Annotated in this window: 18 protein-coding genes; 6 read left to right on the top strand and 12 right to left on the bottom strand. The window is 69.6% G+C overall.

The features are described from left to right. Positions 1-3 precede the first annotated feature (3 nt). Complete coding sequence (locus tag ACWF7A_RS19885) at positions 4-615, bottom strand: rhomboid family intramembrane serine protease (protein ID WP_452251929.1); 612 nt, start codon at positions 613-615, stop codon at positions 4-6. A 33-nt stretch (positions 616-648) separates the two neighbouring features. Between ACWF7A_RS19885 and ACWF7A_RS19880 the strand changes: the two genes are divergently transcribed. Beyond that, a complete protein-coding gene (locus ACWF7A_RS19880) occupies positions 649-1509 on the top strand; it encodes an SMP-30/gluconolactonase/LRE family protein (protein WP_452251928.1) in 861 nt (286 codons plus the stop codon). 164 nt (positions 1510-1673) lie between these two features. Here the strand turns inward: ACWF7A_RS19880 and ACWF7A_RS19875 are convergent, their stop codons facing one another. The 3 genes from ACWF7A_RS19875 to ACWF7A_RS19865 are packed head-to-tail and all read right to left on the bottom strand — an operon-like array spanning position 1674 to position 3347. Beyond that, positions 1674-2624: a PLP-dependent cysteine synthase family protein gene (locus tag ACWF7A_RS19875; protein ID WP_452251927.1), complete on the bottom strand. Its 951-nt coding sequence runs from the start codon at positions 2622-2624 to the stop codon at positions 1674-1676. An 8-nt stretch (positions 2625-2632) separates the two neighbouring features. Beyond that, positions 2633-2905: a MoaD/ThiS family protein gene (locus ACWF7A_RS19870; protein WP_030479225.1), complete on the bottom strand. Its 273-nt coding sequence runs from the start codon at positions 2903-2905 to the stop codon at positions 2633-2635. Between the two features lie 31 nt (positions 2906-2936). Continuing rightward, the gene (locus ACWF7A_RS19865) at positions 2937-3347 is read right to left on the bottom strand and encodes a M67 family metallopeptidase (protein WP_268241277.1); all 411 of its coding nucleotides are present in this window, start codon (positions 3345-3347) and stop codon (positions 2937-2939) included. Between the two features lie 78 nt (positions 3348-3425). On the opposite strand from ACWF7A_RS19865, the gene ACWF7A_RS19860 reads away from it, so the two are divergent. Beyond that, positions 3426-3845 (top strand): SRPBCC family protein, encoded by a 420-nt coding sequence (locus ACWF7A_RS19860; protein WP_452251926.1) that lies wholly within the window; start codon positions 3426-3428, stop codon positions 3843-3845. Here ACWF7A_RS19860 and ACWF7A_RS19855 read toward each other — a convergent pair. The 4 genes from ACWF7A_RS19855 to clpS are packed head-to-tail and all read right to left on the bottom strand — an operon-like array spanning position 3829 to position 5905. Then, the gene (locus ACWF7A_RS19855) at positions 3829-4125 is read right to left on the bottom strand and encodes a hypothetical protein (protein ID WP_452251925.1); all 297 of its coding nucleotides are present in this window, start codon (positions 4123-4125) and stop codon (positions 3829-3831) included. The two genes, ACWF7A_RS19860 and ACWF7A_RS19855, sit on opposite strands and share 17 nt — an antisense overlap. A gap of 18 nt (positions 4126-4143) precedes the next feature. Beyond that, positions 4144-5055 carry a P1 family peptidase gene (locus ACWF7A_RS19850; protein WP_452251924.1) on the bottom strand — a complete coding sequence of 304 codons (912 nt, stop codon included), beginning with the start codon at positions 5053-5055 and terminating at the stop codon, positions 4144-4146. Beyond that, positions 5052-5609, bottom strand: a complete 558-nt coding sequence (locus ACWF7A_RS19845; protein ID WP_452251923.1) for a DUF2017 domain-containing protein — start codon at positions 5607-5609, stop codon at positions 5052-5054. The genes ACWF7A_RS19850 and ACWF7A_RS19845 overlap by 4 nt, the downstream gene beginning before the upstream one ends. Further along, a complete protein-coding gene (gene clpS / locus ACWF7A_RS19840; protein ID WP_030479230.1) occupies positions 5606-5905 on the bottom strand; it encodes an ATP-dependent Clp protease adapter ClpS in 300 nt (99 codons plus the stop codon). Before clpS ends, ACWF7A_RS19845 begins: the two co-directional genes overlap by 4 nt. A gap of 79 nt (positions 5906-5984) precedes the next feature. Between clpS and ACWF7A_RS19835 the strand changes: the two genes are divergently transcribed. Together ACWF7A_RS19835 and ACWF7A_RS19830 are read left to right on the top strand one after the other, a co-directional pair. Next, positions 5985-7268, top strand: a complete 1284-nt coding sequence (locus tag ACWF7A_RS19835; RefSeq protein WP_452252184.1) for a nicotinate phosphoribosyltransferase — start codon at positions 5985-5987, stop codon at positions 7266-7268. 2 nt (positions 7269-7270) lie between these two features. Continuing rightward, positions 7271-7810: an isochorismatase family protein gene (locus ACWF7A_RS19830; RefSeq protein ID WP_452251922.1), complete on the top strand. Its 540-nt coding sequence runs from the start codon at positions 7271-7273 to the stop codon at positions 7808-7810. Here the strand turns inward: ACWF7A_RS19830 and ACWF7A_RS19825 are convergent. The 4 genes from ACWF7A_RS19825 to ACWF7A_RS19810 form a co-directional block, all read right to left on the bottom strand. Next, the gene (locus ACWF7A_RS19825; protein ID WP_452251921.1) at positions 7807-8475 is read right to left on the bottom strand and encodes a hypothetical protein; all 669 of its coding nucleotides are present in this window, start codon (positions 8473-8475) and stop codon (positions 7807-7809) included. The two genes, ACWF7A_RS19830 and ACWF7A_RS19825, sit on opposite strands and share 4 nt — an antisense overlap. Positions 8476-8600: 125 nt before the next feature. Then, on the bottom strand, positions 8601-9773 hold the full coding sequence (wecB, locus tag ACWF7A_RS19820) for a non-hydrolyzing UDP-N-acetylglucosamine 2-epimerase (RefSeq protein ID WP_452251920.1): 1173 nt from the start codon (positions 9771-9773) through the stop codon (positions 8601-8603). A 72-nt stretch (positions 9774-9845) separates the two neighbouring features. Beyond that, on the bottom strand, positions 9846-10043 hold the full coding sequence (locus tag ACWF7A_RS19815) for an LPXTG cell wall anchor domain-containing protein (protein WP_452251919.1): 198 nt from the start codon (positions 10041-10043) through the stop codon (positions 9846-9848). A gap of 16 nt (positions 10044-10059) precedes the next feature. Next, positions 10060-10824: a choice-of-anchor P family protein gene (locus ACWF7A_RS19810; RefSeq protein WP_452251918.1), complete on the bottom strand. Its 765-nt coding sequence runs from the start codon at positions 10822-10824 to the stop codon at positions 10060-10062. Positions 10825-11119: 295 nt separating this feature from the next. Here ACWF7A_RS19810 and xrtP point away from each other — a divergent pair, with 295 nt between their 5' ends. After that, positions 11120-11638, top strand: a complete 519-nt coding sequence (xrtP, locus tag ACWF7A_RS19805; RefSeq protein WP_452251917.1) for an exosortase P — start codon at positions 11120-11122, stop codon at positions 11636-11638. Positions 11639-11682: 44 nt separating this feature from the next. Then, positions 11683-13005, top strand: coding sequence for a glycosyltransferase (locus ACWF7A_RS19800; protein ID WP_452252183.1), 1323 nt, complete (start codon positions 11683-11685; stop codon positions 13003-13005). Positions 13006-13014: the final 9 nt, after the last annotated feature.

The following is a 13014-nucleotide window of genomic DNA, read 5'->3' as shown; positions in this document are numbered from 1 at the left end:
TCGTCACGCCGTGAATGTAGCCGGTGCCGGCGTGCGCCGGTTGTCGCGAGAAACACCCCAGGCAGCCAAAACGCCGCCTATTGCGCCGAACAGGTGGCCTTCCCAGGACACTCCCGGCTGGCCCGGCAGCACGCCCCACAGCGCGGCGCCGTACAGCGCGAACACGCCGACCGCGATCACCAGCTGCAGCCACGAGCGCGCGAAGACCCCGCGCACCAGCAGGAAGGCGAGGTACCCGAACACCAGCCCGGACGCTCCGATGTGGCTGCCGGGGCTGCCGAACACCCACACGCCCAGCGCGGACGACAGCCAGATGACGGCGGTGACCTGGAAGAACTGCTTGAGCCCACCGGAGTTCGCGAGGAATCCCAGCAGCAGCAACGGAACGGCGTTGCCCGTGAGGTGGCTCCAGTCGCCGTGGATCATCGGCATCCAGAGCAGGTTGTCCCACTCGCCGAAGTCACGCGGCCGCACGCCGTCGTCCTCCAGCGAGCCGCCGGTCGCCACGTCGAAGGCCTCGACGGCGTAGAGGAAGCCGACGAACCCCGCCACGACGAGCAACGACAGCACTGGATGCGGCGGTATTACCCGTTTCGCGAGCGCGGTGCGGTCCACATGTCCAGCGTACGTGGCGTTTAGGGTGGTTGGGTGTCGATCGAAGTAGCGGTACGCGTGTCCGCCCAACTGGGCGAGGGTCCGACGTGGGACCACAGCAGCTCCACGTTGCTGTGGGTGGACATCCTCGCCTCCGAGGTGCACCGGTACGCACCCTCGCGCGACGACGACGCGGTGCTCCCGGTGCCCCAGCACGTGGGCGCGGCCAAGCCTCGCGCGCAGGGCGGCATCGTCTGCAACCTGCGTGACGGCATCGCGCTGATCGACCGCGACGGCGCCAAGAGCTGGCTCGTCTACTGGGCCCGCGAGGGCGTGCGCGGCAACGACGCGGGCGTCGACCCGTCCGGACGGTTGTGGGCCGGCACCATGCGCTACGACCAGGCCGCGGACGAGGGCTGGCTCGCCAGGATCACCGGTGACGGGTCCGCGAAGGTCATGGTGGACAAGGTGAACACGAGCAACGGCGTCGGCTGGAGCCCGGACGCGAAGCTCATGTACTTCATCGACACGCCGACCCGCCGCATCGACGTCCTCGACTTCGACAACGCCACCGGCACCGTCTCGAACCGCCGCCCGCTCACCCACGTCGGCCACACCGACGGCTGGCCGGACGGGCTGACCGTCGACGCCGAGGGGTGCGTCTGGGTCGCGTTGTGGGGCGGGCGCGCCGTGCGCCGCTACACGCCGGCCGGTGAGCTCGACCGCGAGATCGAGGTGCCGGTCGACAACCCGACCGCGTGCTGCTTCGGCGGGCCCGACTTCACCGACCTGTACGTGACGTCCGCCCGCGTGGGCCTGTCCGACCAGGCACTGATGGACCGGCAGCTCAACGGTTCGGTGCTGGTGCTGCCCGGCGTCGGCCAGGGCGTGCCGAGCGTCGCGTTCAACGGCTGAGGCGCGCTGTCGCAGGGGTCCGGTGCTGGTGCTGCCCGGCGCCGGCCAGGGCGTGCCGAGCGTCGCGTTCAACGGCTGAGGCGCGCTGCCGCAGGGGTCCCCCCGAGCTGGGAACCCCTGCGTCACAACCTACTCGGCACCACCGACAAGATCGGCTGGCCCGCTCACGCCCAGAGGTGGCCGTCGAGCCTGGCGGCCGCCTCGTCCAGGGTCCCGGCGTAGGCGCCGGTGGACAGGTACTTCCACCCCGCGTCGCAGACGATGAACACGATGTCCGCGGACTTCCCCGCCACCTCGGCCTTGGTCGCCACGGCCAGCGCGGCGTGCAGGATCGCCCCCGTCGAGATGCCGGCGAAGATCCCCTCGGTCTCGAGCAGCTGCCGGGTGCGGCGCAACGCGTCGTACGAGCCGACCGAGTACCGCCCGGTCAGCACCGACTCGTCGTACAGCTCCGGCACGAAGCCCTCGTCGAGGTTGCGCAGGCCGTAGACCAGCTCGCCGTACCGGGGTTCGGCGGCGATGATCTGCACGTCCGGCTTGGCCTCGCGCAGGTACCGGCCGACGCCCACCAGCGTGCCCGTCGTGCCGAGCCCGGCCACGAAGTGGGTGATGGAGGGCAGGTCCGCGAGGATCTCCGGCCCGGTGCCGCGGAAGTGCGCTTCCGCGTTCGCCGGGTTCCCGTACTGGTAGAGCATGATCCAGTCCGGGTTCTGCTTGGCGAGCTCCTTCGCCGTGGCGACGGCCTGGTTCGACCCGCCCGCGGCGGGTGAGAACACGATCCGCGCGCCGTACGCCTGCAGCAGCTGCTTGCGCTCGGTCGAGGTGTTCTCGGGCATCACGCACACCAGGCCGTAGCCCTTGAGCTTCGCGGCCATCGCCAGCGAGATGCCGGTGTTGCCGGACGTCGGCTCCAGGATCGTCGCGCCGGGACGCAGAATCCCGTCCCGCTCCGCCGCCTCGATCATGGCCAGCGCGGGCCGGTCCTTGATCGAGCCGGTCGGGTTGCGGTCCTCGAGCTTCGCCCAGATGCGCACGTCCTCGGACGGCGACAGGCGCGGCAGGCCCACCAGCGGCGTGCCGCCGAGCGCGTCCAGGAGCGAGTCGTAGCGGGCCATGGGGAGGATCAGCCGCCCGCGACGGCCGGGAGGATGGTGACGTTGTCGCCGTCCTTCACCTCGGCCGCGAGGCCACCGGAGAAGCGCACGTCCTCGTCGTTGACGTAGACGTTGACGAAGCGGTGCAGCGTCCCTTCCTTGACCAGGCGGGCCTTGAGGCCGCCGTGGTTGTTCTCCAGGTCGTCGATGACCTCGGCGAGCGTCGTACCGGCAGCGGACACCGACTTCTCGCCCCCGGTGTGGGTGCGCAGGATGGTCGGGATCGACACGGTGACTGCCATGGTGGTTCTACCTCCGGGAAACGGGTGCAACTCAGGATTCGATGATCTTGACCGGTTCCTCGGTCACGACACCGTCGACGATGCGGTACGACCGCAGCTCGTGCTCGATCGGGTCACGCGTGGAGACCAGCACGTAATGGGCCTCCGGCTCGCCCGCGAACGAGATGTCGGTGCGGGACGGGTACGCCTCCGTCGCGGTGTGCGAGTGGTAGATGACCACCGGCACCTCGTCGTTCGCGTCCATCCCGCGCCACACCTTGAGCTGCTCGGCCGCGTCGAACCGGTAGAACGTCGGCGACCGCTCCGCGTTCTCCATCTCGATGAAGCGCTCGGGGCGGTCGGACCCGTACGGCCCGGCGATCACCCCGCACGCCTCGTCGGGATGGTCGCGGCGCGCGTGGGCCACCATCGCGTCCACCAGGTCACGGCGAATCACCAGCACGCGCTCAATCCTACGGGCTGGCGAGACTTGTCTCGGTATGCGAGATAACACCCCGTGTAGCTGGTTTAACCTGGTCCGATGCGCTTCACGAAGGAGGTCGTGCTCGAGCAGCCGATCGAACGGGTGCGGGTGCTCACGTCCGACCCCGCGCACCTGCACGCCTGGCAGCCGGACCTGGTCGGCATCACCCAGCACAGCGACACGCCCGGTGCCGCGGGCGCCACGGCGACGCTCAGGTACCGCAGGTTCGAGCTCGAGGAGACCGTGCTGTCGGCGAACGCCGACGAGCGGATCTCCCGCTACGAGACGCGCGGCATGGTCCACACGATCACCAACCGCTACTCGGCGCTCGACGACCGGCGCACGCTCCTCGTGTGCGACAACGAGTTCGCCTTGTCCGGCCTGCTCAAGCTGGGCCGCAGGGTGCTGGAGAGGTCGCTGCGCGAGCAGGTCGAACGCAACGTCGGCAACTTCAAGGCGTTCATCGACGCCGGCTGAGCACCACCACGAGGTAGAGGGCCAGCAACGCCACGCCCCGCCGCCGTTGCCCCTGGTCGAGCCCACGCCACGCGGCCAGTTCCGCCCACGCGGCGAGCGGCGTGACGGCGACGCCCAGCTTGATCAGCACCTTGCCCACGCCCGGTGGCACGAGGAACGCCGCCGCGAACAGCCCGGCGGGCGCGACCACGGCCAGTTCCCTGCCGGGGATCTCCCTCGGCGCACCGGGCGGTGCCAGCTCGGTGACGACGCCTGCTGCTTGATCGATGACATCGGCCATATCAGCCGGATACCCGTTTCAGAGGTCGCGGAACGCAGCCACGCCGTTCAAAGTCGTCGCCTCGCGCACGCTGGACACCACGGCCTCGGCGAACATCTCGGCGGCGGCGGTGCACAGGGCGTCCAACGCGAACGCGCGCGGCTCCGCGAGGGGCACCGCGCCCGTGGCCAGCGCGAACACCGTGTCGCCGTCGAACATCGAGTGCGCGGGACGCACGGCGCGCGCCAGGCCGTCCTGCGCGGCCATCGCGAGCCGCTGACACTCCGCTTTGGACAGCTCCGCGTCCACCGCGACCACGCCGATCGTGGTGTTGAGGCCCTCGGGCTTGGATTCGGGCAACGCCACCGGTGACGTCCCGAGCGACGGCAGCCACGGCAGCCCGGACGCTCGGTCGACGACCTCACCGGACGCGTTCACCACGGCGAGCGCGCCGATCTGGTGCGCGCCGACAGTGGCCGACGCGAAGCCGATGCCGCCCTTGAGCGAACCGCACCGCGCCCCGGCTCCCGCACCGACGCAGCCCAGGTCGAAGGTCTCCGAGGCGGCCTCGCAGGCCGCGTAGCCGAACGAGGCGTCCGGCCGGTTGCCCCACTCCGACAGCGGCAGGTCGAAGATCACCGCGCCGGGCACGATCGGCACCACGTGGTGCGGCTGCGCGCCGACCTGGAAGCCGATCGACCGTTCCGAGAGCCAGCGCATGACGCCGTCCGCGGCCGCGAGCCCGTACGCCGACCCGCCCGACAGGCAGATCGCGTGCACCCGCTGGACCAGGTTCGCCGGGTCCAGCAGGTCGGTCTCGCGGGTGCCGGGCGCGCCTCCGCGTCCGTCGACCGCGCCGACCGCGCCCTGCGGGACCAGCACGACGGTCGTGCCCGTCGCCCAGCCCTGCTCGACGCGGTGGTGGTGTCCGACGAGGACGCCGGGGATCACGGCATCATCGCCTCGACCAGGGTGTCCTGCACCCAGGTCAGCCAGTGGTAGACGCCGAGGTGCGGTGACCTCGGGTCCTCCGGCGGCAGCTCGTCCGGCATGTCCTCGGTGACGTCGAGCGCCGTCCCGAGGGCCAGACGCACGTCGTTGAGCGACGCCATCCAGGCCTCGGCCTGCGCGATGGTCAGCCGGATCTCACCGCCGTCGGGCGAGCACGTCTGCAGCACGGTCTCGGCCGCACCGGTCTTGTGGTCCAGAAGCTCCGGTTCGTGCAACGAGCGCAGCGCCCCGGCCGAGTTGACCTCGTCCGGGTCCGGCGCGTCGTCGTCGAGGCGGTGGAAGTCGGGCAGCAGTCTGCCCAGGATCGGATCGTCGGGAGCCTCCGACGGGCCCGTCCTGATGCCGGTGAGCTCCGCGAGCTCGTCCTGGGGCGCCTCCTCGGCGCGGGCCAGCAGCATGTCCTGGATCTGGCTGACCAGACCGCGCACGACCGCGGCCTCCTGCCGGTCCAGGCGGCCGACGACGACGTCGCCGTCGCGGATCCACCTCTTCACGAGGCCCGCTGCATGGTCGCCCAGAGCCCTGCCGCGTGGAGTTTCGCCACGTCGGCCTCCACCTTGTCCTTGGTGCCCGATGTCACGATCGCCTTGCCCTTGTGGTGCACGTCGAGCATCAGCTTGGTCGCATGGTCCCTGCTGAACCCGAACAGCTTCTGGAACACGTACGTCACGTAGGACATCAGATTTACCGGGTCGTTCCAGACCACGGTCTGCCAGGGTCGGTCCTCGGCGGCGACTTCCTCACCGACGGCCTCCGGCTGCGTCCGTTCCTGTTCGACGGGCGTGGTCATACCGCCAATGGTGTCATGTTCGCCGCAGTGACGGAGACCGCGTGCGGGTAAACCGGATGCGACCTTAGGGTTGGTGACCATGAACTCGACGGCGTTGCTGACGGACCATTACGAGCTCACCATGCTCGCGGCCGCGCTGCGTGACGGTACTGGTGACCGTCCGTGCGTGTTCGAACTCTTCGCGCGCCGGTTGCCCAACGAACGGCGCTACGGCGTCGTCGCGGGGACGAACCGGCTGCTCGACGCGATCGCGGACTTCCGCTTCGGCGAGGAGGAGATCGACCAGCTGCGCCGCAACGCCGTGGTCGACGATTCCACCTTGGAATGGCTCTCGAACTACCGGTTCTCCGGCGAGATCGACGGCTACCCCGAGGGTGAGCTGTACTTTCCCGGTTCCCCGGTGCTGACGGTCCGCGCGTCGTTCGCCGAGGGCGTCGTCCTGGAGACGCTCGCGCTCTCCATCCTCAACCACGACAGCGCGATCGCGTCCGCCGCCGCTCGCATGGTGACCGCCGCGAACGGCCGTCGCATGATCGAGATGGGCTCGCGCCGCACGCACGAGGAAGCAGCGGTGGCGTGCGCCCGGGCGTCTTATCTGGCGGGCTTCACGGCGACGTCGAACCTGGAGGCCGGGCGCAGGCACGGCATCCCGACGGCCGGCACGTGCGCGCACGCGTTCACGTTGCTGCACGACACCGAGGAAGAGGCGTTCCGCAGCCAGGTCGAGGCCCTCGGCGCCGGCACGACGCTGCTGGTCGACACCTACGACATCACCGAGGGCATCAAGACGGCCGTCGCGGTGGCCGGCCCCGACCTCGGCGCGATCCGGATCGACTCCGGTGACCTGGGTGTTCTGGCGCGGCAGGCTCGTGACCAGCTCGACTCGCTGGGCGCCCGCAACACCCGGATCGTCGTGTCGGGCGACCTGGACGAGTACTCGATCGCCGCCCTGCGCGCCGAGCCGGTGGACGCGTACGGCGTCGGCACGTCGGTCGTGGTCGGGTCCGGCTCGCCGACCGCGGGCATGGTCTACAAGCTGGTCGAGGTCGACGGCAGGCACGTCGAGAAGCGCAGCACGTCGAAGCAGTCGCGCGGCGGCTGGAAGAAGGCGTTGCGGCGCCACAAGGACACGGGCACGGCGCTGGAGGAGGTCGTGTTCCAGGCCTCGGCGCAACCCGAGCTCGGCCCGTACGACAGGCTCGTGCAGATCCCGCTGATGCGTGGTGGCAAGGTCACCGACGAGGTGCCCACGCTGGAGCAGAACCGCGAACGACTGCGTGCGGCGCTGGTGAGCGTGCCGTGGGAGGGCCTCAAGCTCTCGCGCGGCGAGCCCGCGATCCCGACGATCTACCTGGAGAGCTGACCATGACCAAGGCACTGATCGTCGTCGACGTCCAGAACGACTTCTGCGAGGGCGGCTCGCTGGCCGTCGCCGGTGGCGCGGCCGTCGCGGCGGCCATCTCGCAGCACATCGCCACCTCGGCGTACGACCACGTCGTGGCGACGCGTGACTACCACGTCGACCCCGGCGGGCACTTCTCGCTGACGCCGGACTTCATCGACTCGTGGCCCGTGCACTGCGTGGCGGGCTCGCCCGGCGCGTCGTTCCACCCGGAGCTCGACGTGTCGGGGATCGAGCAGGTCTTCTCGAAGGGCCGGTTCGCCGCCGCCTACTCGGGCTTCGAGGCCGAGAACGACCTCGCGGGCTGGCTGACGACCAAGGGTGTGACCGAGGTGGACGTCGTCGGCATCGCGACGGACCACTGCGTCCGCGCCACGGCCCTCGACGCGCAGCGCAACGGCTTCCGCACGAGGGTGCTCGTCGACCTGACCGCGGCCGTGGCCCCGACGACCCGCGACGCCGCCGTTGAGGAGCTGATCGCCGCGGGGGTCGTCGTCTCCTAAGGGGTCGGCGAGCAGGCCGTCGTGCCGAGCGTGATGCTGCCCGTGTAGCCGGACGACGGCTCGAAGGTGATCTTCAGCAGGGTCATCGAGATGCTGCCGTCGTTCGGCACCGGGAGCACAGTGTCGGCGAACTTCGCCCTGGCGAGCACGGTTCCGTTGCTCGCCTTGACGTCGTGGACGTGCCCGGACGGCAGCGGGTTCGGCAGCTCACCCCAGCCCGACATCTTCTTGAGCGTGTACCCGACCGTCGTGCTCTTCTCGTCGGCGGAACAGGTGACCGTCCACTCACCGATCTTGAGCCGCGGGCCCTTCTTCCCACCGGGAAGGCCGGCGAGCGCGGACAGGTCGAAGCCGGTGCCCCTGGCCTCCGACGTGGTCTTGCTGAGGAACTGGGCCTGGTTCACCCACTCGGTCTTGCAGGCCGAGGTGGTCTCACCGATCAGCAGCCCGGTCCGGCTCACGGCCGGGCTGGAACCGGTGACGGTGCCCGCCGTGTCCGGGTTGACGTCGCACACCGCCAGTGGTGCCACCTTGAACGCCTGGTCCGCCTTCGCGAAGTCCGCGGACCCCGACGACGCGGTGCCGGGCGGATTCGCCGCGAGCGCGGGGGCCGCGGTCGCGAACGTCAACGCGACCGCAGCGCCTGCGATCAAACTCTTGCGCACTTTTCGCATTGCCTGGATTCCCACGGCCCGATAATGGTTGTGTTGGGCGGCGCTGATAACAGCACACCAGCGCATGTCACCCTTTCGTGTGGGCAATTACCTGATTGAGTGACAAGCGCTTTGGGTCAATGCACCCCGACGAGCGTGGCGAACGGCTCCCGGCGCGGCAGGGCAGTGGGAAGGCCGGCCAGCCTTTCCAGTGCGGAGCACACCCTCACGGCGGCACGCCCGTCGCCGAACGGGTTGCGCCCCAGGGGAAGCCGCAGCCGGGAGCCGAGCACCCAGCCCGCCTCGGCGAGGATGCGGGTGGTGTCGGTGCCGACGAGCCAGGCGCACCCGGCGTCGACGGCGAGCATGCGTTCGGTGGTCTCGCGCAGCACCAGGACCGGCACGCCGAACGTCGGCGCCTCCTCCTGGATGCCCCCGGAGTCGGTCAGCACGAGTGCGGCGCGCCGCAGCACGCGCACCAGGTCCGGGTAGTCGAGCGGGTCGGTGATGACGACGCGTTCGTGGCCGCCGAGCAGGGACACGACCTGCTCGCGCACACCGGGGTTCGGGTGCGCGGGGATCAGCACGTGCAGGTCGGGGTGGCGGTCGGCGATGGAGCGCACGGCGTTGAGCACGCGCATGAGCGGGCGGCCCCACGACTCGCGGCGGTGCACGGTGAGGAGCATGAGCCGGCCGCCGGTGGCGTCCAGGGTCCGTTCGAGGGCGACGAGGTCGGGGCTCGACGCGGGCAGGTCGGCGGACGCGACGCGTTGCACGGCGTCCACGACGGTGTTGCCGGTGACGACGATGTGGCTGTCCGGCAACGACTCCGAGCTCAGCGCGTTGGCGGCGTCGTCGGTCGGCGCGAGGTGCAGCGACGTGATGCGGGAGATCATCTGCCGGTTCCCCTCCTCGGGGAACGGGCCGTACAGGTCGCCGGTGCGCAGACCGGCTTCGAGGTGCGCCACGGGGATGCCGCGCCAGAACGACGCGAGCGCCGCGGCCAGGGTCGTCGTGGTGTCGCCCTGCACGAGGGTGACCGCGGGGTCGCGCTCCTCCAGCAGGGCGTCGAACTCGGGCAGCAGCCGGGAGACCAGTTCGGCCTGCGTACCGGTGGTGCGGGGGATGTCCAGCCGGATGTCCGGCACCAGGTCGAACGCCGCGAGGGCCTGCTCGACCATGCCGGAGTGCTGTCCGCTGTGGACGATCGTGGGCCGCAGGCCGGGGTGGCCCTTCAGGGCGATGGCGACCGGGGCGATCTTCAGTGCTTCTGGCCGCGTACCGGCCACCAGCAGAACCTCTTTGCTCACCGTTGTCCTCTTCCTCGCAGGCGATCGGGGAGGTCCGTCCCGGGGCCGGGGGCAACCCCGGGACGGACCATGTCAGCCGGCTCGATTCGGTCTGGTCTGGACGGGGACGGGGACGGCGCGCCGCCTCTTCCGTGCCGAGTGCAGGACGACCGCACCCGCGACGAGAAGGACGATTCCCGCGACGATCCACCACGTCACGTCCGCGCCGGTGACCGCGAGGGCACCCACGCCCGTGCCGACACCCACGCCGGTACCGGGGACCTTGTACATCTGCCGCTCTCCTAGGTCAGGCCGCGTTCAGCGACGCGCGGCGGCGCAGCGCCACGAAGGCGACCGGAGCGGCGACGACGCCGAGCAGGCCGAGACCGATCCACAGGCCCGCCCCCGACGCCATCGGGATGGGCAGGCCGGCGGGACCGCACGTGGCGGACGAGATGATCACGTCGCCGGTGCCGATGGAGCCGAGAACGCCCTGCAGCAGCTTGATGTGGATCGCGTTCACGGTGAGGCTGCCGTCGTTGTTCCTGATCTGCTCGTTGAAGATCACTTCAGCGATCTTGATTCCGGCGACCTGCACGTCGAGCTTCGTGTTGGCCGCCGGGTCGGCGTTGACCTGGCCGAGCTTGCCGAGGTTCACGCCCGCGAGCTTGGCGGCGCCGGCCAGGCCCTTCTGGGTGGCCGTGCACTCCGCCTCCACCAGTTCGGCGGAGATCTTGCCGGTGACCTTGGAGAGCAGGTCGACCCGGACGTCCGCGGTGCTCGCCCGCGAGTAGACGCCACCGGAGTTCTCGTCCCGCGTCGCCGAGGCGTTGATGAGACCGGTCTTGAGGATCCCGGTGAGGTCGACGCCTGCGAACGAGCTCTTGGTCGGGCCGTTCGCATTGGCTGCGGCGAACGGTTCCGCGTTGACCGCGGGGTTGCCGAGCAGCGTCACGTTGAGCTTCGCACCGTAAGCCGAGGCGTCCCCCGGAGCGGCAGAAGCGGGTGCGGCACCGACCAGGAGTGCGGCAATCGCGATGACTCCAGCCAGTCCCGTCATTCGGACACGCATGAAACTCCTTCCCTTGATTCCTCCGGCCCCAGGGCGCGTCGATACCAATCTGGTTTCACGCTTTCCGGGGGCAATTACCGGCATCGGCTTTCTTTCGAGGGAACTGAGGGTTACTCCCCGTATCGGGCGACACGACCACTCGACTTGCCCAACCAAGGCCACTCATCGTGGGGTTTTTGATCAATTTCCGGTTACGGCGTCACCCGATCCGGGGGTGAGGGATGACGTTGCGTCTACCGATGGAACGTCAAGTAGCCCGTCTGGGCGCTCCCTCATCGGTGGAAAGGATCTTCGGGTGACGCTTGCCGTGCGCCGCACCGCATTCCCGAGCCGGGTGACGGTGGTCGCCCTGCTTCTCGTAGCGGCAGGACTCGTGTTCGCACACCGGCTGTACCGCACGGCGGAGATCTCGCTGTCCGGCGCGATCCTGAGCGTCATCAGCTCCTACGGCGTCGACGTGGTCCCGGAACGCCAGACCGTCTACTTCGGACTGGGTTCGGACACCCCGCTGGGCCTGCGGATGACGCCGGAGTGCACGTCCGCGTTCCTGGTGCTGCCGCTGATCGTGGTGGGCGCGGTGATGATCGCGTTGCGCCCGCGCATCCAGAACCGTGTGCTGTTCGCGCTGGGGGTCGCCGCGCTGGCCGTGGTGATCGTGAACCAGTTCCGCGTGCTGACGCTCGTGGGGCTGGTGAACTGGCTCGGCGTCGACACCGGCTACTACTGGGGTCACACGCTGCTCGGGTCGATGGTGAGCGTTTTCGGTGGCGCGGCCGCGTTGGTCGCGTTCGTCTGGCTGGCCACGCGCAAGTGAGCCTCGACCTCGTCCTCGGGTTCACGCAGGCGCTCGCACTGACGATGAGCGTCGCCTTCGTGACGTACGTGTTCGTGATCGTGATCCCGTACCTGCGGCGCAAACCCGCGCCCGTCGGTGAGCCCTCGTCGCTGGAGTGGCACTTCTTCGTGCCGTGCCGCGACGAGGAGGCCGTCATCGGTGAGACGATCCGTTATCTGAGGGGCACTTTCCCCATCGCGCACGTGTGGGTCATCGACGACGACTCGGACGACCGCACCGCCGGAGTCGTGCGGACGTTGAAGCGCAACGGCGGTGTGCGCGACCCGCAGATCCACCTCGTGCAACGCCAACGCCCCTATGCCCGCACCGGCAAGGGCAACGCGCTGAACGACGCGTACCGCACGTTGAAGATGTGGATGGGCCGGCGCGCGGACGCCGACCGGGCGATCGTCGTGGTGGTCGACGCCGACGGCCGTCCCGCCCCGAACTGCCTCGAAGTCTGTGCGGCACAACACCTCTTCGGCAACCCGCGGATCGGCGCCGTGCAGGTGGACGTGCGGATGATCAACGCGGGCCAGCGGCAGCCGGGCGTGACGTGGTGGCGGCGCGCGTTCGGCGCCGGGCTCGTGCGGATGCAGGACCTGGAGTTCCGCACGGCCATCGCGGCGATCCAGATGTCGCGCGGCGCCACCGGCACGATCTCCATGGGCGGCAACGGACAGTTCACGCGTCTGTCCGCTTTGGACTCGATCGCCGGGCCGACCGGATCACCGTGGCGCGGGTCGTTGCTGGAGGACTTCGAGCTCGGCGTGCACCTGCTGACGGCGGGATGGCACACGGGTTTCTCGTTGGACACGCACGTGAACCAGGAGGCGTTGTACTCGTTGCGCCGCTTCCTGGCGCAACGCACGCGGTGGGGCCAGGGAACCATGCAGTGCATGCGTTACCTGCGGCGCATCTGGGACTCCGACCACCTGACGACTCTCGGCGCCGCGGAGATGATGTACTACCTCGCGCAACCGTGGATGCAGTTGCTGGGCACGCTCATCTACCCGATTCCGATGGCGATGATGGCGTACCGGTTCGCGGTGTCACCGTCCGAAGTCGTGACGTGGTTCTTCGACGGTGCCTGGATCCTGTTCACCGTGTACGGCGCGTTCGGATTGCTGCCGTTCGTCCTGTGGGGACCGGTGTACCGCGCACGCTGTGTGCCCGTCGGATTCTGGAAGTCCGTTGCGTACGGGTTCGGCTACGCGCTGTACATCTACACCTTCTACATCACGTCGTGGCGCGCGTTGATCCGTTTGGTGCGCGGCAACAACGGTTGGACCAAAACGCGGCGCAACGAGGACAGGGTGGCCGGCAAGGTCGCCCTGGATGTGTGACCGGTCACT

It is taken from the genome of Lentzea sp. NPDC055074 (genome assembly GCF_053608005.1).
This window is presented reverse-complemented; position numbering and strand designations above follow the sequence as displayed.